The 19,608-nt window shown below is 69.5% G+C and carries 19 protein-coding genes; 5 read left to right on the top strand and 14 right to left on the bottom strand.

Translation table 11 applies throughout. The features are described 5' to 3' along the window. Positions 1-55: 55 nt before the first annotated feature. The 9 genes from BN159_RS26830 to BN159_RS26790 all read right to left on the bottom strand — a co-directional run bounded on the left by BN159_RS26830 (position 56) and on the right by BN159_RS26790 (position 8,549). Positions 56-1,111: a 2-aminoethylphosphonate ABC transporter substrate-binding protein gene (locus BN159_RS26830; protein ID WP_015660144.1), complete on the bottom strand. Its 1,056-nt coding sequence runs from the start codon at positions 1,109-1,111 to the stop codon at positions 56-58. Positions 1,112-1,158: 47 nt separating this feature from the next. Then, on the bottom strand, positions 1,159-1,956 hold the full coding sequence (locus BN159_RS26825) for an ABC transporter permease (protein WP_015660143.1): 798 nt from the start codon (positions 1,954-1,956) through the stop codon (positions 1,159-1,161). After that, entirely contained in the window at positions 1,943-2,761 is an 819-nt protein-coding gene (locus BN159_RS26820; protein WP_015660142.1) for a 2-aminoethylphosphonate ABC transporter permease subunit, read from the bottom strand. The genes BN159_RS26825 and BN159_RS26820 overlap by 14 nt, the downstream gene beginning before the upstream one ends. Next, entirely contained in the window at positions 2,754-3,806 is a 1,053-nt protein-coding gene (locus tag BN159_RS26815) for an ABC transporter ATP-binding protein (protein ID WP_015660141.1), read from the bottom strand. The genes BN159_RS26820 and BN159_RS26815 overlap by 8 nt, the downstream gene beginning before the upstream one ends. Next, positions 3,803-4,492, bottom strand: a complete 690-nt coding sequence (locus tag BN159_RS26810) for a phosphonatase-like hydrolase (RefSeq protein ID WP_015660140.1) — start codon at positions 4,490-4,492, stop codon at positions 3,803-3,805. Before BN159_RS26810 ends, BN159_RS26815 begins: the two co-directional genes overlap by 4 nt. Before the next feature lie 5 nt (positions 4,493-4,497). After that, positions 4,498-5,622: a TIGR03364 family FAD-dependent oxidoreductase gene (locus BN159_RS26805; protein WP_015660139.1), complete on the bottom strand. Its 1,125-nt coding sequence runs from the start codon at positions 5,620-5,622 to the stop codon at positions 4,498-4,500. A gap of 131 nt (positions 5,623-5,753) precedes the next feature. Then, positions 5,754-6,509 (bottom strand): GntR family transcriptional regulator, encoded by a 756-nt coding sequence (locus BN159_RS26800; protein ID WP_015660138.1) that lies wholly within the window; start codon positions 6,507-6,509, stop codon positions 5,754-5,756. Positions 6,510-6,577: 68 nt separating this feature from the next. Further along, on the bottom strand, positions 6,578-7,339 hold the full coding sequence (locus tag BN159_RS26795) for an LPXTG cell wall anchor domain-containing protein (protein WP_015660137.1): 762 nt from the start codon (positions 7,337-7,339) through the stop codon (positions 6,578-6,580). Between the two features lie 73 nt (positions 7,340-7,412). Next, complete coding sequence (locus BN159_RS26790) at positions 7,413-8,549, bottom strand: ROK family transcriptional regulator (protein ID WP_051113673.1); 1,137 nt, start codon at positions 8,547-8,549, stop codon at positions 7,413-7,415. Positions 8,550-8,626: 77 nt separating this feature from the next. On the opposite strand from BN159_RS26790, the gene BN159_RS26785 reads away from it, so the two are divergent. Beyond that, entirely contained in the window at positions 8,627-9,694 is a 1,068-nt protein-coding gene (locus BN159_RS26785) for a Gfo/Idh/MocA family oxidoreductase (protein ID WP_015660135.1), read from the top strand. Further along, positions 9,691-10,188 (top strand): heme-degrading domain-containing protein, encoded by a 498-nt coding sequence (locus tag BN159_RS26780; protein ID WP_015660134.1) that lies wholly within the window; start codon positions 9,691-9,693, stop codon positions 10,186-10,188. The genes BN159_RS26785 and BN159_RS26780 overlap by 4 nt, the downstream gene beginning before the upstream one ends. 20 nt (positions 10,189-10,208) lie before the next feature. On the opposite strand, the gene BN159_RS26775 is transcribed toward BN159_RS26780, so the two are convergent. From BN159_RS26775 to BN159_RS26760, 4 genes are all read right to left on the bottom strand, one after another. Continuing rightward, positions 10,209-11,078, bottom strand: coding sequence for a fumarylacetoacetate hydrolase family protein (locus BN159_RS26775; protein WP_015660133.1), 870 nt, complete (start codon positions 11,076-11,078; stop codon positions 10,209-10,211). A gap of 128 nt (positions 11,079-11,206) precedes the next feature. Continuing rightward, positions 11,207-11,893, bottom strand: a complete 687-nt coding sequence (locus BN159_RS26770) for a YidC/Oxa1 family membrane protein insertase (protein ID WP_015660132.1) — start codon at positions 11,891-11,893, stop codon at positions 11,207-11,209. Positions 11,894-11,979: 86 nt separating this feature from the next. Then, entirely contained in the window at positions 11,980-12,291 is a 312-nt protein-coding gene (locus tag BN159_RS26765; protein ID WP_015660131.1) for a DUF6412 domain-containing protein, read from the bottom strand. Between the two features lie 35 nt (positions 12,292-12,326). Continuing rightward, positions 12,327-13,097 carry a class E sortase gene (locus tag BN159_RS26760; RefSeq protein WP_015660130.1) on the bottom strand — a complete coding sequence of 257 codons (771 nt, stop codon included), beginning with the start codon at positions 13,095-13,097 and terminating at the stop codon, positions 12,327-12,329. 214 nt (positions 13,098-13,311) lie between these two features. Between BN159_RS26760 and BN159_RS26755 the strand changes: the two genes are divergently transcribed. Beyond that, a complete protein-coding gene (locus BN159_RS26755; RefSeq protein WP_015660129.1) occupies positions 13,312-14,784 on the top strand; it encodes a glycoside hydrolase in 1,473 nt (490 codons plus the stop codon). Positions 14,785-14,852: 68 nt separating this feature from the next. Beyond that, positions 14,853-15,866 carry an SEC-C domain-containing protein gene (locus tag BN159_RS26750; RefSeq protein WP_015660128.1) on the top strand — a complete coding sequence of 338 codons (1,014 nt, stop codon included), beginning with the start codon at positions 14,853-14,855 and terminating at the stop codon, positions 15,864-15,866. A gap of 32 nt (positions 15,867-15,898) precedes the next feature. On the opposite strand, the gene BN159_RS26745 is transcribed toward BN159_RS26750, so the two are convergent. Next, positions 15,899-16,366 carry an SRPBCC family protein gene (locus BN159_RS26745; RefSeq protein ID WP_041819902.1) on the bottom strand — a complete coding sequence of 156 codons (468 nt, stop codon included), beginning with the start codon at positions 16,364-16,366 and terminating at the stop codon, positions 15,899-15,901. 107 nt (positions 16,367-16,473) lie between these two features. On the opposite strand from BN159_RS26745, the gene BN159_RS26740 reads away from it, so the two are divergent. Next, positions 16,474-19,596 (top strand): DUF3427 domain-containing protein, encoded by a 3,123-nt coding sequence (locus BN159_RS26740; protein WP_041821920.1) that lies wholly within the window; start codon positions 16,474-16,476, stop codon positions 19,594-19,596. Positions 19,597-19,608: the final 12 nt, after the last annotated feature.

Raw genomic sequence — 19,608 nt, 5'->3', positions numbered from 1 at the left:
CCCGGTGATGGTGCCGGGGGCGGGGCGGTAAGGGGCTTGTCTCGCCGGCGAGGGCTCAGCTGCCGGTCGCCGACTTCCAGTGGTCGACGTAGTCGGTCAGGTTCTTCTCGATGGCGTCCCAGTCCGGTTCGAAGACCTCCACGTCCTTGATCAGGTTCGTCAGGGCGATCGCGTCGGCGTCGACCGCCTTCACGTCCTGGCGGGCGGTGAAGCCGCCGCCGATCTCGCTGACCTGCTGCTGGGCCTTCTGGCTGAGCATGTACTCCAAGAGCTTCTTGCCGTTCTCCGAATGCGGGGCATCCGTGACCAGACCGGCCGCGTACGGCAGCGCGAACGTCGTCGGCTCGCCGCCCTCCTTGGCCGGGAACCAGATCCCGAGGTTCGGCATGTCCTTGGACTGGGCGTAGTTCATCTGCACATCGCCGTTGGCGACCAGCAGCTCGCCCTTGTCGACCTTGGGGGCGAGCTTGCCGGTGGAGGCGGACGGGCCGACGTTGTTGGACTGGAGCTTGCCGAGGTAGTCCAGCGCGGGCTGCTCGCCGCCGAAGTCGTGCATCGCCTTGATGAGGACGGCGGTGCCGTCACCGGCGACACCGGGAGTGGAGTACTGGAGCTTGTTCTTGTACTTGCCGTCCAGCAGCTCCTCCCAGGTGGTGGGCGCCTGCGCCAGCTCCTTCTTGTTGTAGACGAACCCGAAGTAGTTGTTGACGACCGAGGTCCAGGTCCCGTCGGCCGACTTGTCGGCCCCGCTCACCTGGTCGGCGCCGGCCGGGACGTACTTCTGGAGCAGGCCCTTGCCGTCGGCCTGCTGGATGAACGGCGGCAGGGTGACCAGCACATCGGCCTGCGGGTTGCTCTTCTCGCGGACGGCGCGCTGCACCATCTCGCCGGAGCCGCCCTCGACGTACTCGACCTTGATCCCGGTCTCCTTCTCGAAGTCCTTGAAGACCCGGTCGTACCAGCCGTCCCCGTTCTCGCCCTTGAGGCCGTCGGCGCTGTAGACGGTGACGACGTTCTCGTCGGAGGCGGCGGAGCTGCCGCCGCAGGCGGCGAGCGCGGGGGTGGCGACAAGAGCGAGGGCTATGGCGAGCGCGCTGCGGTTTCTGGGCATGGCGAGGTGAACTCCTTGCGGGAAGGGGTGTCGGTGAGCGGGCAGGATCAGCGGTACGAGGCTTTGGTGCGTACGCGGGACATGGCGAACAGGACCAGGAGGGTCGCCGCCATCAGCACCACCGCGACGGCGGACCCGGTGAACAGGGCGCCGCGGTCGGTGGCCGCGTAGATCAGGACCGGAAGCGGGGTCCAGTCGGGCGGGTAGAGCATCATCGTGGCGCTCAACTCGCCCATGGACAGGGCGAAGCAGAGGCCGGCCGCGGCGGACAGGGACGGCAGCAGCAGGGGCAGCTTCACCCGCCACAGCACATACGAGGGCCGCGCCCCGAGCGAGGCGGCGGCCTGCTCGTAGGCGGGGTCGAGGCGGGTCAGCGCGGCCGACACCGACTGATGGGCGAAGGCGGTGACCAGCACGGTGTGGGCGACGATCACGATCCACCGGGTGCCGTTGAGCAGCATCGGCGGCTGCGAGAAGGCGACCAGCACGGCGAGGCCCACCACCACGGAGGGCACCGCGAGCGGCAGCACGAACAGCCCGTCGAGCAGCCGCCGTCCACGCCTGCCGAGGGTGTGCGCGGCGAGCGCGGCCCAGGTCCCGGCGGTGAGGGCGAGGAGGCTGGCGGCGGCCGCGGTGAGCAGGCTGGTGGTGAGCGCCTGGAGGGCCTCGCCGCGGGTGGCGGCGGCGTAGTGCTCGGTGGTGAAGTCCGAGGGCAGCGCGCTGGACCAGTGGGTGGCGAAGGAGGCGGCGGCCACCACGAGCAGGGGCAGCGCGAACAGCGGCAGGAAGAGCACCAGGAACACGGCCCATACGGCCCACTTGGCCCGGCGGCTATGCACCAGCACGACGGCTCACCACCCGGTAGAGGCCGTAAAGGCCCACGGAGATCAGGACGTTGACGACGGCGACGACACAGGCGCCCGGGTAGTCGGACTCCAGGATCGCCTTGCTGTAGACGAGAGTCGGGAGGGTGGTGACGCCCTTGGCGCCGGTGAAGAGCACGATCCCGAACTCGTTGAGGCAGAGCACCAGGACCAGGCTGCCGCCGGCCGCGAGGGCGGGCAGCGCCTCGGGCAGGATGATCCGCCGGACGATCCTGGGCGCCCGCGCGCCGAGCGAACCGGCCGCCTCCAGCTGCGCGGTGTCGAGCTGGGCGAAGGCCGCGAGCAGGGGCCGCATCACGAAGGGCGTGAAGTAGGTGATCTCGGCGAGGAGAACGCCCCACGGCGTGGTGAGGAACTGGAAGGGCCCCTCGGCGGCCCCGGTGGCGTCCGTCCACAGCCCGTTGGCCATGCCGACCGTGCCGTAGATGAACAGCAGGGCGAGCGTGATCAGGAAGGACGGGAAGGAGAGGAAGACGTCGACGAACCGGGCGACCGCCCGCGCCCCGGGGAACGGCACGAAGGCGATGACCAGCGCCAGCAGGAACCCGAGCACCAGGCAACCGGCGGTCGCGGCGAGCGCCAGCCAGACGGTGGTCCACAGCGCCTCACGGAAGGGCTCGGAGGCGAGGACGTCGGCGTACGGCTGGAGGGAGACGCCGCCGGTGTCGGGCTTGAGGGACTGCTCGACGACGAGGCCGAGCGGGTAGAGGAAGAAGAGGGCGAGAAGGGCGACGGGTGGGGCCGCCCACAGCAGCCGCCTAGTCATGGCTGACTCCCGCGGTGAGCAGGACCGCGTCCTCCGGGGCGAAATGCAGGTCCACGGTTTCGCCGAGGACGGGCGGGTCCTTCAGCTCGCGCAGGTCGGTCATGATGCGGTGCCCGTCGACCTCGACGTACAGGCGGTGGGTGGCGCCGCGCCACTGGATCTCCCGTACGGTCCCGGAGAGCCGGTTGGGTCCGTCGCCGACGCCGATGAGGTGCGGCCGTACGCACAGGGTGGCGCTCGCGCCCTTCGCGGCACCGGCGGTGTCGACCGTGAGATCGACGCCCCCGAAGGTCACCCCGCCCGAACTCACGGTCACCGGCAGCAGGTTGGCGTTGCCGACGAAGGACGCGGTGAACTCGTTGGCCGGGGCCCGGTACAGCTCCCCCGGAGTGCCGACGGCCTGCAACCGGGCCCGGTCCATCACCGCGATCCGGTCGGCGAGGGTGAGGGCCTCGACCTGGTCGTGGGTGACGTAGAGGATCGAGACGTCCGGCAACTCGCGGTGCAGACGGGCCAGTTCGGCGAGCATGCCGGAGCGCAGCCGGGCGTCGAGGGCGGACAGGGGTTCGTCCAGCAGCAGCACGCCCGGCCGGATGGCGAGGGCCCGCGCGATGGCGACGCGCTGTTGCTGGCCGCCGGAGAGCTCGCGCGGGTAGCGGCGGGCGTAGGCCGCCATGCCGGTCATCTCCAGTGCCTCGGCGACCCGTTCGCGGATCTCGACGCGGGCGACCTTGCGGGCCTTCAGCCCGAAGGCCACGTTGTCCTCGACCCGCATGTGCGGGAAGAGGGCGTACTGCTGGACGACCATCCCGATGCCCCGCCGGTACGGGGGCAGCCCGGTGACATCGCGGTCACCGAGGAACACCCGCCCGGCGGCGGGCCGTACGAACCCGGCGACCGCCCGCAGCGCGGTGGTCTTGCCGGATCCGGACGGCCCGAGCAGCGCCATGACCTCGCCGGGAGCGACGGTGAGGTCGAGGGCGTCGAGGACGACAGTGCCGTCGTAGGAGACGGTGACGCCGTCGAAGCGGATACCGCTGCTCATGCGAGCACTCCCGGCAACTCCGCCACGGACGGCAGGACATGGGTCGCCCCGGCCGCGCCCAGCGCCACGGCGTCGTGCGCCCCGGTCAGCACGCCGGCGACGACGCCCGCGCCGGAGCGGACCCCGCTGAGCATGTCGTAGGAGGTGTCGCCGACGACCGCGATCTGCCGCACACTCTCCGCCGCGCCGGTCCGGAGGAAGGCGCTGAGCACCATGTCCGGGTACGGCCGCCCGCGGCCCCCCGCGTCCGCCGGGCACAGCGTGAGCGGCACCAGGTCCTGCCAGCCGAGCGCGGCCAGGATCGCGTCCTGGGTGGGGCGGGCGAAACCGGTGGTCAGCACGACGGTACGGCCCTGGGCGGTGAGTTCCTCGATGGTCTCGCGGGCGCCGGGCAGGGCCGCGACCCGGCCGCCGTCCACGAGTTCGGCGTACGCCGCCTCGAAGGCCTTGTTGGCCTGCTGCGCCTTGGCCTCCTCGCCGAACAGATGGCGGAAGACGGCGATCTTGGACTCGCCCATGGTGGCGCGGACGTGGTCCAGCATCGAGTCGGGCTCGGCGCCGAGTCGGCGAGCGGCGGCGGCGAAGGCCTGCTCGACGAGCCCGCCGTCGGCGACGGTGGTGCCGGCCATGTCGAGGACGACGAGGCGGATGTCGGGAGTTTTTTGGGTGCGCGTGTCGGGGGTCATCTTGGTCACCAGCCCAGTTCGGTCGCGGTGGTCTCGGCTATCGCGGGCGAGCAGGTCATTCCGCGCCCACCGGGCCCGGTGACCAGCCACACCCCGTCGCGCACCCGCTGCCGGTGCACGACCCGGCTCGGGTCGGTGCACTGCGCGTACACCCCGGCCCAGCGGCGGCGGATCTTCGGCAGCGGGCGGCCGAGGAAGGACTCGACGACCTCGGTGAGGTGGTCGTAGGGGTCTTCGAGGGTGTCGAAGGCGAAGGGGTGCTCGTACTCGTGGGTGTCGCCGATGGTCAGTCCGCCGTCGGCGCGCTGGACCATGAGCAGCTGCATCTTGTGCCGCGCGGGCGTCTCGGCCTGCGGCTGCCCGGAGTTGAGGTCGTCCAGGGCGCCGCCGCGGTAGGCCGGGTAGTAGCGGAAGCTGTCGGCGTCGGCGACCGACGTGGGCAGCGGTTCGCCGAGCGGATCGGTCTGCATCATCTGGAGCCGGACCCGGCGCACGGGCAGCTCGGGCCCGGCCAGCTCGCGCACCAGGCCGCCGAGCCAGGCGCCGGTGCACAGCACGACCACATCGCCGTGGTGCACGTCCCCGTGGTCGTCGCGGACGGCGCTCTCGCCGATCACCTCACGGACCTCGCGGCCCGGCAGGAAGGTGTAGTTCGGCGACCTCAACAGCTCTTCCCGCAGGGCGAGTTGAGCCGTACGCGGCTCCACGGCCGCGTCCCGCTCGCAGTACAGGGCGGCGGTGAACTCACCGCGCAGGGCGGGGTTGAGGGCGCGCGCCTCGGCCGGGGTGAGCAGCTTGCGACCGCGCGCCGCGGCGTCCTCCCGGGCTACGGCGGCCTCGGCGACGGCGAGTTCGAGGTCGCCGCGGACGGGGGTGAGGGAGCCGTTGGCCCGGAAGCCCAGCTTCGGCACCCGGGCGCCGATCTCCTCCCACAACTCCCGCGCCCGCAGGGCCGTCTCCAGCTCCTCGCCCTCCGCGCGCCCACTCACCCAGATCTGGCCGAAATTGCGCAGCGAGGCGCCGCGAGCCTCCGCCTCGCGCTCGATCTGTACGACCTCGTGGCCGCGTTCCACTGCTTGCCAGGCGTGCATGGTGCCCACCACGCCGGCTCCGACGACTATCACTCTCACGACGGCAACGCTCCTCGGACTCGGGGAACCGGAAAGGTCCGGCTACCAACAGGAGCGTGAACGGGCTATCACGTTTGGGCTAGACCCGTTATCTTTTCGTGATGAAAGGAGAGGGGTCGGCAGAGCGATTTTCAGCCGCTCAGATGCGCCGAGAAGGAGAAGCGGTCGCCGCGGTAGAGGGTGCGGACGCGTTCCAGGGGCTGCTTGTCCGTGTCCCGCGAGACACGGTGGATGAGCAGCATCGGCAGGGCGGGCGGGGTGCCGATGAGAAGGGCCTCGCGGGGAGTGGCGAGCACGGTCTCGATGCGCTCGTCGGCGTCGCCGAAGGCGATGCCCTGGGAGTGGAGGTAGGCGTAGAAGGAGGAGTCCGGGTCGAAGTCCGTGTCCAGCCGGGGCACTCGGGCGACGGCGACGTAGGTGCTCTCCAGGCCGACCCGCTCGTCGTCGGCGAGCAGTACCCGCTCCAGGTGCCAGACGGCCTCACCCCGGGTGAGCCCGGTCTCGGCGGCGAGGGCGTCGGGGCAGGGGAAGCGGTCGAGGGTGACGAGGGTACGGCCCGGGGTGCGCCCCTGACGCCGTACGCCCTCGGTGTAGCTGGCCAGCGACAGCGGCTGCTCCAGCTTGGGCCCGGCGACGACGGTGCCGCGGCCCTGCCGCCGCAGCTTGCCCTCCAGCACCAGCTCGCGCAGCGCCTGCCGGACGGTCTCGCGGGCGACGTCGTACTCCTCGGACAGATCCCGCTCGGTGGGGATGGCGCTCCCCTCGGGAAGCTCCGCCAGGAGACGGTCGATGCGCGCCTTGACCGCGTAGTACTTGGGGATGCGCCCGTGCTCGGGAATGCCGGAGCGGACGGGGGCGCCGGGGGCCTGGTCGTTCGGGTAGTCCACGGAAGGGATCGTCGCAGACGAACGCGACCGCCTCGGCGCGGGGACCGTCGCAGTCGGACCCGGTCGGCTCAGCGCCGCCTCCGCAGGAGCAGCAGCGCGCCGCCTGCCGTGAGCAGCATGGCGAGGGTGGCGGCGACGGCGACGGCGGGGGTTCCGGTGGCGGCCAGTTCGTCCGCGAAGGCGAGCGGGGGCGGGGTGGCTCCGGTGGAACTCTGAGGGTCGGGGTCGAGCGGGGTGTCCGGCTCGGTGTCGATGCCGAACCGGTAGTCGTTGGACTGTCCGATCCAGTCGCCGTCGTCGTCGTGGCGCTGGACGACCGCGGCGTTGGCGGTGACGCGGTTGGGCAGGGCGTCGGAGGTGAGGGAGAGCCGTACCTTCACGGTGACGGTCGCGCGAGGGCCGACGGTGAACCCGGGGAACCCGTCGAAGGCGCCGACGAGTTCGTCCTCGTCGGTGGTCTCGAAGCGGACGGGGTGGGTCTCGTCACCGGCGTAGAACTCCATCCGGGGCTGGGCGGGGGTGAGCGCGCGCCGCTCGTCGACGAGCACGACGACGGGGTGGACGTTGCGGCAGGTACGGCCGGTCTCGTTGCTGAGCTCCAGGTACCAGGTGCCGTATCCCCCACCGGACTCATAGGACTCGGGCCCCCCGCGGATCCGGGTGCTCAGCGGAAAGGAGCGCCCGTCGGAGGCGGTACACGTGCCGGCGGGCTCGGCGGCGTGTGCGACCCCCGGCCCGGAGATCAGGGCGACGGCTCCGGCGAGGGAGGCGGAGAGGGAGCGAGGCACGGACAGAAGTCGGGGCAAAGGCACTAACGAACGCAGTCGCATGAACACATGACCATGCCGGACCGCCTCCCCGAGCAGCGGACGCCACCCCGCACAGCACCGGAAGTCCGCTCGATCAGAGCACCGCCCGCCCGAACACCGACCCCAACGTCAACTGCGCCGCCCCCTCCGCGACCTCCCGCCCCCCACCGGGAGCCACCCGCACCGGCACGGCCTCCTCGCCGACCCTCCGGCCGCGTTCCTCGAGGACGGCCGCGGCGCCCCGTACGAAACACTCCGGGCGGGCCGCGACCGTACGACCGCCCAGCAGCACCACGTCGATGTCCAGCAGCGCGACCAGGTTCGCGGCGCCCGTGCCGAGCACCCGGGCCGCCTCCTCGAAGTCCCCGCGCGCCACCGCCGCCAGGCACAGCGCCTCCACGCACCCCCGGTTGCCGCACTCGCACACCGGCCCGTCCAGTTGGATCACCTGATGCCCGAACTCCCCCGCCCCGGTCCGCGCCCCCCGATGCACCAAACCCCCGAGCACCAGACCGCCACCGAGCCCCGCCCCGAAGTGCAGATAGGCAAAGGACTCCCCCACCCCGCCGACCGTCCCCGCCCCACCCACCGCGAGCCCGAGCGCCGCCGCGTTGGTGTCCTTGTCCACCACCACCGGCGCCCCCAGCCCCCGCTCCAGCGCCTCCCGCAGCGGAAACCCGTCGAACTCGGGGAACCCCGTGACCCGGTGCAGCACTCCCCGGGCATGGTCCAGCGGCCCCGGCAGCCCCACGCCCACCCCCAGCAGCGCGCCCCCCGGCCGCTCCCCGAGCAGCGCCGTGACCTCGCTCGTCACGCCCTCGACGACCGCCGCCCGCCCGGCCCCGAGACCCAGCGGAGCCGCCCGCTCCGCGACCACCGCCCCCGTCAGATCCACCAGCACCGCCCGCAGCGCGTCCCGGTCCAGATGCACGCCGACCGCGTGTCCGGCCTCCGGCACCAGGCGCAGGACGGTCCGCGGCTTGCCGCCCGTCGACGCCCGCCGCCCCGCCTCCGCCGCAAGACCCTCGGCCCGCAGCCGTGCGGTGATCTTGCTGACGGCCTGCGGGGTCAGCCCGATCCGCTCGGCCAGCTCAAGACGGCTGATCCCGTCGGCCCCGGCGGTTCGCAGCAGATCCAGCACGAGCGCGGCGTTGTGACTGCGCAGCCCCGGCAGATTCACCCCGCCACCCACACCGGCCGAGCCGACACCGCCCGCGCCCACACCACTGATCCCCTTCACGCTGCTGCTCACACCCCCATTCTCCCCACCGCTTGCACTTTGGCAACAGCGTTGCGAAAGTAGGGGCCATGACTGGCACACCCCTCCGCACCGGCCTGATCGGCTACGGCCTCGCCGGCTCCGTCTTCCACGCCCCGCTGATCGCGGCCACCGAGGGCCTCACCCTCGACACGGTCGTCACCGCCAACCCGGAGCGGCAGGAGCAGGCCCGAGCCGGGCACCCGGACGTCCGGATCGCCGCGACGCCGGACGAGCTGTTCGCGCGCGCCGACGAACTCGACCTGATCGTCATCGCGTCCCCGAACAAGACGCACGTCCCGCTCGCCACCGCCGCCCTCAAGGCCGGCCTCCCGGTGGTCGTCGACAAGCCGGTCGCCGGTACGGCCGCCGAGGCCCGTGAGCTGGCGGCGCTCGCCGAGGACCGCGGACTGCTCCTGTCGGTCTTCCAGAACCGCCGCTGGGACAACGACTTCCTCACCCTCCGCAAGCTGATCACCGAGGGCGAACTGGGCGACGTCTACCGCTTCGAGTCCCGCTTCGAGCGCTGGCGGCCCCAACTCAAGGGCGGCTGGCGCGAGTCCGGCGACCCGGCAGAGATCGGAGGTCTCCTCTACGACCTCGGCAGCCATGTCGTCGACCAGGCACTGGTCCTCTTCGGCCCCGCCGCCTCCGTCTACGCCGAGTCCGACATCCGCCGCCCCGGCGCCGCGACGGACGACGACACCTTCATCGCGATCACGCACACGAACGGCGTCCGCTCCCACCTCTACGTCTCCGCCACCACCGCCCAACTCGGCCCGCGCTTCCGGGTCCTCGGCTCCAAGGCGGGGTACGTCAAGTACGGTCTCGACCCCCAGGAGGCGGCCCTGCGCGAGGGTGAACTGCCCGGCGCGGACTGGGGCACCGAGCCCGAGTCGCTGTGGGGCCGGGTGGGTTCCGGCGAGTCCCCGCTGACCGGCGGCGGGCGCCCCGAACCGACCCTTCCGGGCGACTACCCCGCGTACTATGCGGCCGTGGCCAGGGCCATTACCGACGGCGGCGCCAACCCGGTGACCGCCCTGGAGGCGGCCGCCGCCCTCGACGTACTGGAGGCGGCCCGCCGTTCGGCCCGCGACGGAGTGGCGGTGGCGCTGTGACTCACAAGAACGGAATCACCCCGGAGATCACCCCGACCATCGAGGAGCTGGAGGCCCAGGAACGCCGCCTGGTCTTCAAGGAGTTCACCCCCGACGACGCCTGGCGGCTCGGCTCGCTCCTGGTGGAGCTGGCCCGCGAGCGGCAGGCGCCGGTGGCCATCGACATCCACCGCGGCGGACAGCAGCTCTTCCATGCCGCGCTCCCGGGCGCCACCCCGGACAACGACGCGTGGATCGACCGGAAGCGCCGGGTGGTGGAGCGCTATCACTCCGCGTCCTACCTGGTCGGCGCCCGTTCCCGGGCCAAGGGCACGACCTTCGAGGACTCCTCCCGCCTGGACCCGGACGTGTACGCGGCGCACGGCGGCTCCTTCCCCCTCACGGTGGAGGGGGTCGGCGTCATCGGCGCGGTGACGGTGAGCGGACTGCCTCAGCTGGCGGACCACCGGTTCGTGGTGGAGGCGCTGGAGGAGTTCCTGGGCAAGGCCGAGTAAGAGAGAGGTGTGTCGAGGGGCTAGGCGTCCTTGAGCTCCTGCCGCTGCCGCCCCAGCCCCTCGATCTCCAGCTCGACCACGTCCCCGGCCCGCAGAAACGGCTTCGGCTCGGGCTGCCCGAGGGCCACCCCCGCCGGCGTCCCCGTGTTGATGACGTCCCCGGGGTAGAGGGTCATGAACTGGCTGACGTACCGCACGACTTCCCCCACCGGGAAAATCTGCTCGGCGGTGGTGCCGTCCTGCTTCAGCTCCCCGTTGACCCACAGCTTCAGCGACAGGTTCTGCGGATCCGGAACCTCATCGGCGGTGACCAGCCAAGGCCCGAGCGGATTGAACGTCTCGCAGTTCTTCCCCTTGTCCCAGGTGCCGCCCCGCTCGATCTGGAACTCCCGCTCGGAGACGTCATGCGCCACCGCATACCCGGCGACATGCCCGAGCGCCGCCTCCGCGGACTCGACGTACCGCGCCGTACGCCCGATGACGACGGCCAGTTCGACCTCCCAGTCGGTCTTCACCGAGCCGCGCGGCACGAGCACCGTGTCGTTCGGCCCCACGACCGTGTCCGGGGCCTTGAAGAAGACGACCGGCTCGGCGGGCGGCTCGGCCCCCGTCTCGCGGGCGTGGTCGTGGTAGTTCAGGCCGATGCACACGATCTTCCCGATCCGCCCGAGCGGCGGACCGATCCGCAGCCCGGCCGCGTCCAGCACCGGCAGCTCACCGGCTCCCGCCGAGTCACCGGCCACGGCACGGATCCGGGCGAGCGCCTCGTCGTCGGCGAGCAGCGCTCCGTCGATGTCCGGCACGACGCCCGACAGGTCCCGCAGAACGCCTTCGGCGTCGAGCAGCGCGGGCGTCTCCGCTCCCGCCGTACCGACTCGCAGCAGCTTCATGGTCACAATCTCCCTCGATCGCGGGGCGCCCGCCGACGTGTGCAGCCATCGGAGGACTGGTCGATCCTCCAAGCTCCGAGTCCACTCCGCAATACCCGGTTCACGTACTGGACCGTAGGACGGCGGTGTCAGCGATACAGCACCGCCCGCTCCACGGCGCTCCAGGTCGAGCTGGTGACGATGTACAGCGCGGCGGCGAGCGGTACGACGGCCACGGTGATCAGCGTGAAGAAGGAGACGTACGGCATGGCCTTGGCGATCGCCCCCGCCCCCGGGGTGTCCAGGGGCACGCTCTCGGCCAGCGTTGCCTTCGTGCGGCGGTAGTTGAAGAAGGCGACGCCGACGACGAGCGCGAACAGCCCGACGTACACGAGCCCCGCCGTTCCTCCCCCGCTCAGCGCATCGGCCCAGCGGTCGCCGAGGGGCGCGCCGAACAGCTCGTGCCCGAGCAGCTCATTCGCCCGCCCGCCGGTCTCCGAGCTGGAGAACAGATGGAAGAGCAGGAAGAACGCCGGCAACTGGCACAGGCTCGGCAGAATCCCGGCCAGCGGCGACACCCGGTGCTCGGTGTGCAGCTCCAGCAGGGCCTGCCGCAGCTTGTCGGGGTTGCGCGCATGCTTGCGGCGCAGCTCGGCGATCCTCGGCTGAAGCGCGGTGCGGGCCTTCTGGCCCCGGGCGGCGGCCCGGGACAGCGGAAGCACTAGCAGCCGTACGAGCATCGTGAACAGGACGATCGCGGCGGCGGCCGCGGAACCGTGGAAGAGGGGCTGGAGCAGCTCGGCGAGCTGCTCGACAAGGCGGGCGAAAACGGACATGGGTGAGCCCTCCGGGGGTCTCGTCGTGCCGGGATACGGAATGGCGGCATGACGACCCGCGCGGGGTCACTGCGAAGGTGGGGCCCCTACGCTGCGGTCGCCGGGAGGGCGAATCCGGGGGCTCGGGGGCGGGTGCGTCCCTTGGCGTCGGGGTCGCGTTGCGGCAGGAAGGCCGTACGCAGGTCCCGGTCGCGGATGGCCGTACGCACCCGGGTGGGCGGCACGGCGGGCGCACAGCGCGCGGCGATGACCGCGCAGACGGCGAGCGCGGCACCGGCCGCGGCAGTGGCGGCGAGGGCGACGGTGGCGAAGAGGCTGCCGGAGTCGAGGAGCAGGACGTCCAGGACGAGGGCGAGGAGAACGAGAGCGGGCCGGAACGCGGACCAGCGCTTGATCATCGAACTCCCCCCTCCCTGTTGCTCTTTGTTATACCTCAACGCGCTCGCATCGAGAGAAGTGTCCCCCACACCACCAGGCGGTACCGGGAGGTGTACTCGGGCGTGCAGGTGGTCAGGGTGATGTAGTACCCGGGTTCGCGGTAGCCGCGGCCGGGATGGACGAAGCTGCGGGGCACGGCCCGGATGACCCCGTTGTCATGCGCGGAGGTCTGCGCGAGCGTCTGATCGACGGCGTACGTGTACACGGCTTCCTCCGTCTCTACGACGATCTCGTCACCGTCACCGAGCCGGTCGAGCCGTCGGAAGGGCTCGCCGTGGGTGTTGCGGTGCCCGGCGAGGGCGAAGTTGCCGGGGTGGCCGGGCTGTTGGGTGCGGGGGTAATGGCCGACGTAACCCCTGTTGAGGACACCGGACTTGCTGATGCCCTCGGCCACGGGGACGCGGAGGTCGAGGGCCGGGATGGTGAGGATGGCGTAGGCCTGGGACCAGTCGGGGGTGGGGGGTGGTTGAGGGCTGGGGGATCGGGGCGCTCCCGGGGAGGCCTGTTGCTCGGCGCTCGGGGATGCCTGGGGTGCGGCGCTCGGGGTCGGGCTGTACCGGCCGTCGCCCCACTCCCGCTCCAGCGTCGCCACCCCCCTCCGCGCCTCCGCCTTCGCCTCCCGATTGGTCCACCAGAGCTGATGGGCGACGAGCAGCAGAAGCACAAGGCCGACGGTGACGAGGAGTTCGCCGCCGGTCCACAGCGCACGGCGCCGCAGGGCGCGGCGGCGACGGGTGCCGTGCCGGACGACGAGGGGTCCGCGCATACGTACGCCTCCTTCCCCCGCCTTCTTCTCGGCGGGCCGAACGATAGGCGGAGAAAGGCGAAGTCACCAGAGTTTCCCGCCCCGTTCGAGACTTCGTACGGTGGTTTGAAAAAGGGCCGTCACAACCCTCGACAAGCACGCGAAGGACGCCCGATGCTTCGTCACGAGAGGCGGCATGGCATGTACTGAACATTTCCAGTGAGGCGGAGAAGTCATGATCCGACGCAGAACCCTGCTGGCGGCGACGGGCGGCGCGGTCCTGGGCAGCACCCTGGCGACGGGCACAGCGCACGCGGACGCGACGATCGTGATCAACCCAGGGACCAGGTACGGCACTTGGGAGGGCTGGGGCACGTCCCTGGCCTGGTGGGGCAATGTCTTCGGCACCCGGGACGACTTCGCGGACCTCTTCTTCACCACCAAGTCGGTGACGTACAACGGCACTTCACTGCCGGGCCTGGGCCTGAACATCGCCCGCTACAACCTGGGCGCGTGCAGCTGGAACGCCGTGAACGGCGAGACGATGGTGAAGTCTCCGAACATCCCGGCGTTCAAGCAGATCGAGGGCTTCTGGCAGGACTGGAACAACGAGGACCCGACGTCCTCGGCCTGGGACTGGACGGCGGACGCGACACAGCGCGCGATGCTGGTGAAGGCGACGCAGCGCGGCGCTGTGACCGAACTGTTCGCCAACTCCCCGATGTGGTGGATGTGTTACAACCACAACCCCTCCGGCGCGGCGGACGGCGGCAACAACCTCCAGACCTGGAACTACCGCCAGCACGCCTCCCACCTGGCGGCGGTCGCCCTGTACGCGAGGACGAACTGGGGCGTGAACTTCGCGACGGTGGACCCCTTCAACGAGCCGGCGTCGAGTTGGTGGACGGCGTCCGGCACCCAGGAGGGCTGCCACCTGGACCCGGCAGTGCAGGCGGCCGTACTCCCCTACATGAGAAGCGAGTTGGACAAGCGGGGTTTGACCGGCGTCCGCATCTCGGCCTCGGACGAGACGAACTACGACACGGCGCGCAGCACATGGTCGTCGTTCGGCTCGGCGACAAAGGCCCTGGTGTCACAGGTCAACGTGCACGGCTACCAGGGCACAGGCGGCCGTAGGGACTTGCTCTACACGGACGTAGTGACGACATCGGGCAAGAAGCTGTGGAACTCGGAAACGGGCGACAGCGACGGCACAGGCCTGAGCATGGCCCGCAACCTCTGCTACGACTTCCGCTGGCTGCACCCGACGGCCTGGTGCTACTGGCAAGTGATGGACCCGTCAACGGGCTGGGCAATGATCGCGTACGACGCGAACACCCTCCAGCCGACGACCGTGCAGCCGAAGTACTACGTGATGGCCCAGTTCAGCCGCCACATCCGCCCCGGCATGACGATCCTGGACACCGGGGTGAGCTTCGCGGCGGCGGCGTACGACGCGAGCGCGCGCCGCCTGGTCCTGGTAGCGGTGAACACCTCCACATCCCCCCAGACCTTCACCTTCGACCTCTCCCGCTTCACGACGGTGACGGGCGGCTCGGGCGGCCTGGTCCCGCGCTGGAACACGGTGACGGGCGGAGGAGACATGTACCGCGCGTACACGAATACATACGTAACCGGAAAATCGGTGAGCGCGACGTTCGCGGCGGGGTCGGTACAGACCCTTCAGGTGGACGGGGTGACGACCTGATCTCCCCCCGGGGCGCCTGGTCTGCGCATATCTCACGCTCGCCGGGCCCCCGCAGTACGGTGTCCCTCATGCGCCCCGACACGCCTGCCGAGAACGTCGACCACAACGCCGAAGCGGCACGCCTGGAGCGGACCGCCGGCCTGTACCCCGAGGACGCCGAAGCCCTGCTCCTGCGGGCCGCGGCCCACCTGGAACTGGCCGGCGCCCGCCCCGCCGCGTCCACGCTCTACGACCGCCTGCTGTCGTCCCCCGCCTCGCTGGACCACCCCCACCTGGTGAGGTCCCTGAAGGCCGCGAACCTCTGGGAGTACGGCCACGAGGCGGAGGCCCGAGCCATCATCGACGGCGTCCGCGCGGCGGCACCCCGGGACCCGGCGCCCTGGGTGATCGTGGCGGAGGCCCTGGAAGCACACGACGAGCTGGAGGCGGCGCAGGAGACGTTCACGGAGGGAGTACGCCTGCTCCTGACGGACGTACCGGAGCCCCCGTACTCGACGCACCCCCTCTTGTACGGCCGCCACCGGGTACGCAGGATGCTGGGCGCGGCACACGACGACTGGGACATGCTGGCGGACACGCTGCACTCCTCCCCGGTCTCCCTCGACGAGCTCCACGACCCGAAGCGCGTCTGGTCCCTAGGCTCGAACAACCCGGCGGAACTGGAGGCGGAGATCAGCCGCCTCCGAGCGGAACTGGGCGCCTACCGCGAGGCCCTGTCCCGCCCGTTCCCGGTAGCGGTCCTGCACTGGCCGGAGCCGGAACTGACGGAACTCCTGGAGGCGTACCCGACCCTCGCGGACGAGTACCCGTCCCACGCCACCCACCTGTCGACGATAGAGGCGTCACTTCGAGAGCTGTCCTCCTCGGGCACCCCGAACCTCGGCATCGTGACGGGGACGGTCCCGTCGTACGAGGCGTTCGCGGCGTCGGAGGCCATGTCACCGGGCGAGGTGTCGCTGCTGCCGCAGTACGCGACGACGCTGGCGGCGCGGGGGCGGGCGGTGGAGTGGCCGCCGCAGCGGGGCGCGGTGTGTTGGTGCGGTTCGGGCCGGGAGTACGGGTCGTGTCACGGGTCGGAGTAACCGAGTAGCCGAGCAGCTGGGGGAACCGGAGCTCACCCGGCACGCCCCTCAACAGCGGCAGCCACGTCCTCAAGATCCTTGGCAATGGCCTTACTGACCGCCCGCGCACCCACCCCACCCAGCACCTTGGCCAGCACGCCCATGACCCCGCCCCCGGAGGTAGTCCCCGTAAACGTCATGCGGACGGTAGTCGTCACCGGCCCGTCCGCACGCAGGCCCCACTCGGAGGTGTAGTGCGTACCGTGGGACTCAGCCTCCACGACATACCGCTCGGGCGCCTCACAGACGGTCACCCACATCTCCTCGGTGGCGTCCTTCCCGAACATCCGCCGGGTTTCGCGCCAACGGGTGCCCACCCCGAAACTCCCGTCCGAGAGAACCTCGACTTTCGAGACACCGCTCAGGACGCGCTGCATGCCTTGTAGGTCGGTTAGGGCTTCCCACACCGCACCCTGAGCAGCTGCAATACGCCGCTCAACCACGACACTCTTACTGGTCATGGCTCCATGAAAACAGCGGAGTCCGACAGCCGCGCGCTGCGAAGTGTCAGAGCCGCCTGCTACAACAGAGCCACTGCTATGTGAGGGATTGGGGATACGGCGTGGCTCTGCCGGGGGATCTGTCGCAGCCTGTCGCGGGTGTTTACGAGGAACTCGTCACCCAACGCATGCAAGAGCAGATGCAGCAGCTGAATGCAGCGGGCTGGAAGGCCATCGATGACGAAGTCAGCGAGGAATCATCACCCCATGTAATCGCCCGCCACATCGGACGGGCTGTGAGCCATCGACTCAGCCAGCTACCCCCTGACCAGCGCGTCGCCGCAGCCAACCAGATCATCGAGTCACTCGCCTCGAGTGATGGTGTTGAGCTCATCGCCGATGGACCTCGCCAGCTTTTGGCACTGGCTGAGAAGGAAGCCCCTGGCGTCTACGCGATACGCCCGCTTACTCCCCTCTCGGAGACCGCCCTCATCACCAACTCTCCCGAGGACCCGAGCCTCGGCAGTGAGCTGCGCGCTGAGCTCGCCACCGCAGACCGCATCGATCTACTCTGCGCCTTCGTCAAGTGGTACGGGCTACGGGTGCTTGAGGACTCTCTCCGCGCCGCCAAGGAACGAGGCGTCCCAATTCGCGTCATTACAACCACCTATATCGGCGCAACCGACCGCCATGCGCTCGACCGACTCGTTCGCGACTTCGGCGCTGAGGTGAAGGTCAACTACGAGACCCGCTCGACACGCCTTCACGCAAAGGCCTGGCTGTTTCGCCGCAAGAGCGGCTTCGATACGGCATACGTCGGTAGCTCCAACCTCTCAAGGGCCGCACTACTCGACGGACTGGAGTGGAACGTACGCCTATCTTCAGTGGCCACTCCAGTGGTGCTCAAGAAGTTCGAGGCCACCTTCGACGCTTACTGGAACGACATCGCCTTTGAGCTCTACGACCCGGATCGCGACGCACTCAAGTTGGACGAGGCTCTAGGCGTCGCAGGTGGTTCGACAGCTGGACAAGACTTCAAGATCAGCCTCTCCGGTCTTGAAGTTCGGCCGTACCCGCATCAGGCCGACATGCTGGAGCGACTGCATGTCGAACGCGAAGTCCGAGGTCACCACCACAACTTGCTTGTCGCCGCGACTGGTACGGGCAAGACCGTTATGGCCGCCCTCGATTACCGAAACCTACACAAGCAGTTGGGCGGCAAGCAGTACCCGCGGCTCCTCTTCGTGGCACACCGCAAAGAGATTCTCAAGCAGTCCCTGCGTAAGTATCGCGAAGTACTCGATGACGCGTCGTTCGGGGAAGTTCTCTTCAGCGGTGAACTACCGCGCGACTGGAAGCACGTCTTCGCTAGCGTCCAGTCTCTCACTGACCAGCGGCTGGACCAGTTCGACCCAGAGCACTTCGACATCATCGTCGTAGACGAATTCCATCACGCCACCGCCACGACGTACCGCCGCGTCCTCAACCACTTCAAGCCGAAGCAGCTCCTGGGGCTGACCGCAACTCCGGAACGCGCGGACGGTCTCAACGTTCAGGACGAGTTCTTCGACGGGCGGATCGCCGCCGAGATGCGACTGTGGGAGGCACTCGACAACGACCTCCTCTGTCCCTTCCACTACTTCGGCCTGCCTGACGGCACGGACCTCAGACGCCTCAACTGGCGTTCGGGGACGTACGACCAGAGCCAACTTGGTGAGCTGTTCTCCGCCGACCACGCCCGCGCACGCATCGTCCTCAAACAGGTGCGGGACAAGGTCTCCGACCCGATGAGCATGCGTGCACTTGGCTTCTGTGTCAGTAGGAAGCACGCTCACTTCATGGCGCAGTGCTTCGAGAGCGCAGGCCTCAAGGCTGCGGCCTTGGATAGCGAGTCAAAGCCCGAGGTCCGTGATCGGGTGCTGGCCCAGCTCAAGGCGGGCGAGATCCAAGTCATCTTCTCGGTAGACCTCTTCAACGAGGGCTTGGACATCCCTGACGTCGATACGCTGCTCCTTCTGCGCCCGACGAGCAGCGCCACCGTCTTCCTTCAGCAGCTCGGTCGGGGTCTCCGCCGCACGCCAGACAAGCCTGTGCTCACGGTGCTCGACTTCATCGGCCAGCATCGTGCCGAGTTCAGGTTCGAGGAGCAGTTCCGCGCGATGACGAACCTGTCGCGTAACCGGCTCCTTGAGCACGCTGAGCACGACTTTCCGTTGCTGCCATCGGGCTGCCAGATCATCCTCGAAGGCAAGTCCAAGGACCTGGTGCTGGAAAACATCCGCACCCAGATCAAGGCGAACGTTCAGACCCTCGCTAAGGAAGTCAAGGCGTTTGATACGCCCCTCCTCGCCGACTACCTCAAGGAGAGTCGCCGTGAGATCCGGGAGTTGTATAAGTCGAGCAACTCATGGACTTCCGTCCTCCGTCGAGCCAGCATGACTGACCTACCCGAACAAGCCGGCGAGGAAGACCTACTGAAGCGAGTGCATGCGTTTTTGCACGTGGATGACCTCGAACGCGCCGAGGCCTACGCTCGCTTGTTGAGCGATGACGCGCCCACTTACGAGTCCTTGAATCCGCGGGACAAGACATTCGCCCGCATGCTGTTCTTCAATCTCTGGGACAAGGCTGGCGGTTTCAGTTCGTACGCGGAAGGGCTCGATTCGCTCCGTGTGCAGCGGGCCCTTCGCAGCGAACTACGGCAGGTGCTTGAGCATGTGATGGGCCAGGCCGACCACTTCCCCATCCAGCTCGATGGCCCGCACGCACACATACCTCTCAAAATCCACAGCGCGTACAACCGCTCGGAGATCCTCGCCGCGCTAGGTGTCGCCCGGCTCGGTGGCCAGATGCCTGGGTCCTTTGCACAGGGCGTGTTGTGGGATGAGCGCAACCAGACGGATTCGCTGCTGATCACCCTCGAAAAGAACGAGAAGGACTTCTCACCCACCGTCCGTTACAAGGACTACGCGCTGAGTCCTTCCCTCTTCCACTGGGAGTCGCAGAGCACAACCGCAGAGACCTCACCCACCGGGCTGCGCTACCAGCAGCACGCTCAACGCGGAAGCCATGTGCTGATGTTCATGCGACGCTACAAGGACACCGACATCGGCAAGGCCCAACCGTGGATGCTGCTCGGCCCGGCGACCTACGTCCGGCACAAGGGCAGCAAGCCCATGGCCATCACCTGGCAGTTGCGCCACGAACTGCCTGCGGATGTGTGGTCGTACTCGGCGATCACTGCGGGGTAGCCAACGACGAGA

The sequence above is a fragment of the Streptomyces davaonensis JCM 4913 genome (assembly GCF_000349325.1).
Classification (GTDB): domain Bacteria; phylum Actinomycetota; class Actinomycetes; order Streptomycetales; family Streptomycetaceae; genus Streptomyces; species Streptomyces davaonensis.
This window is presented reverse-complemented; position numbering and strand designations above follow the sequence as displayed.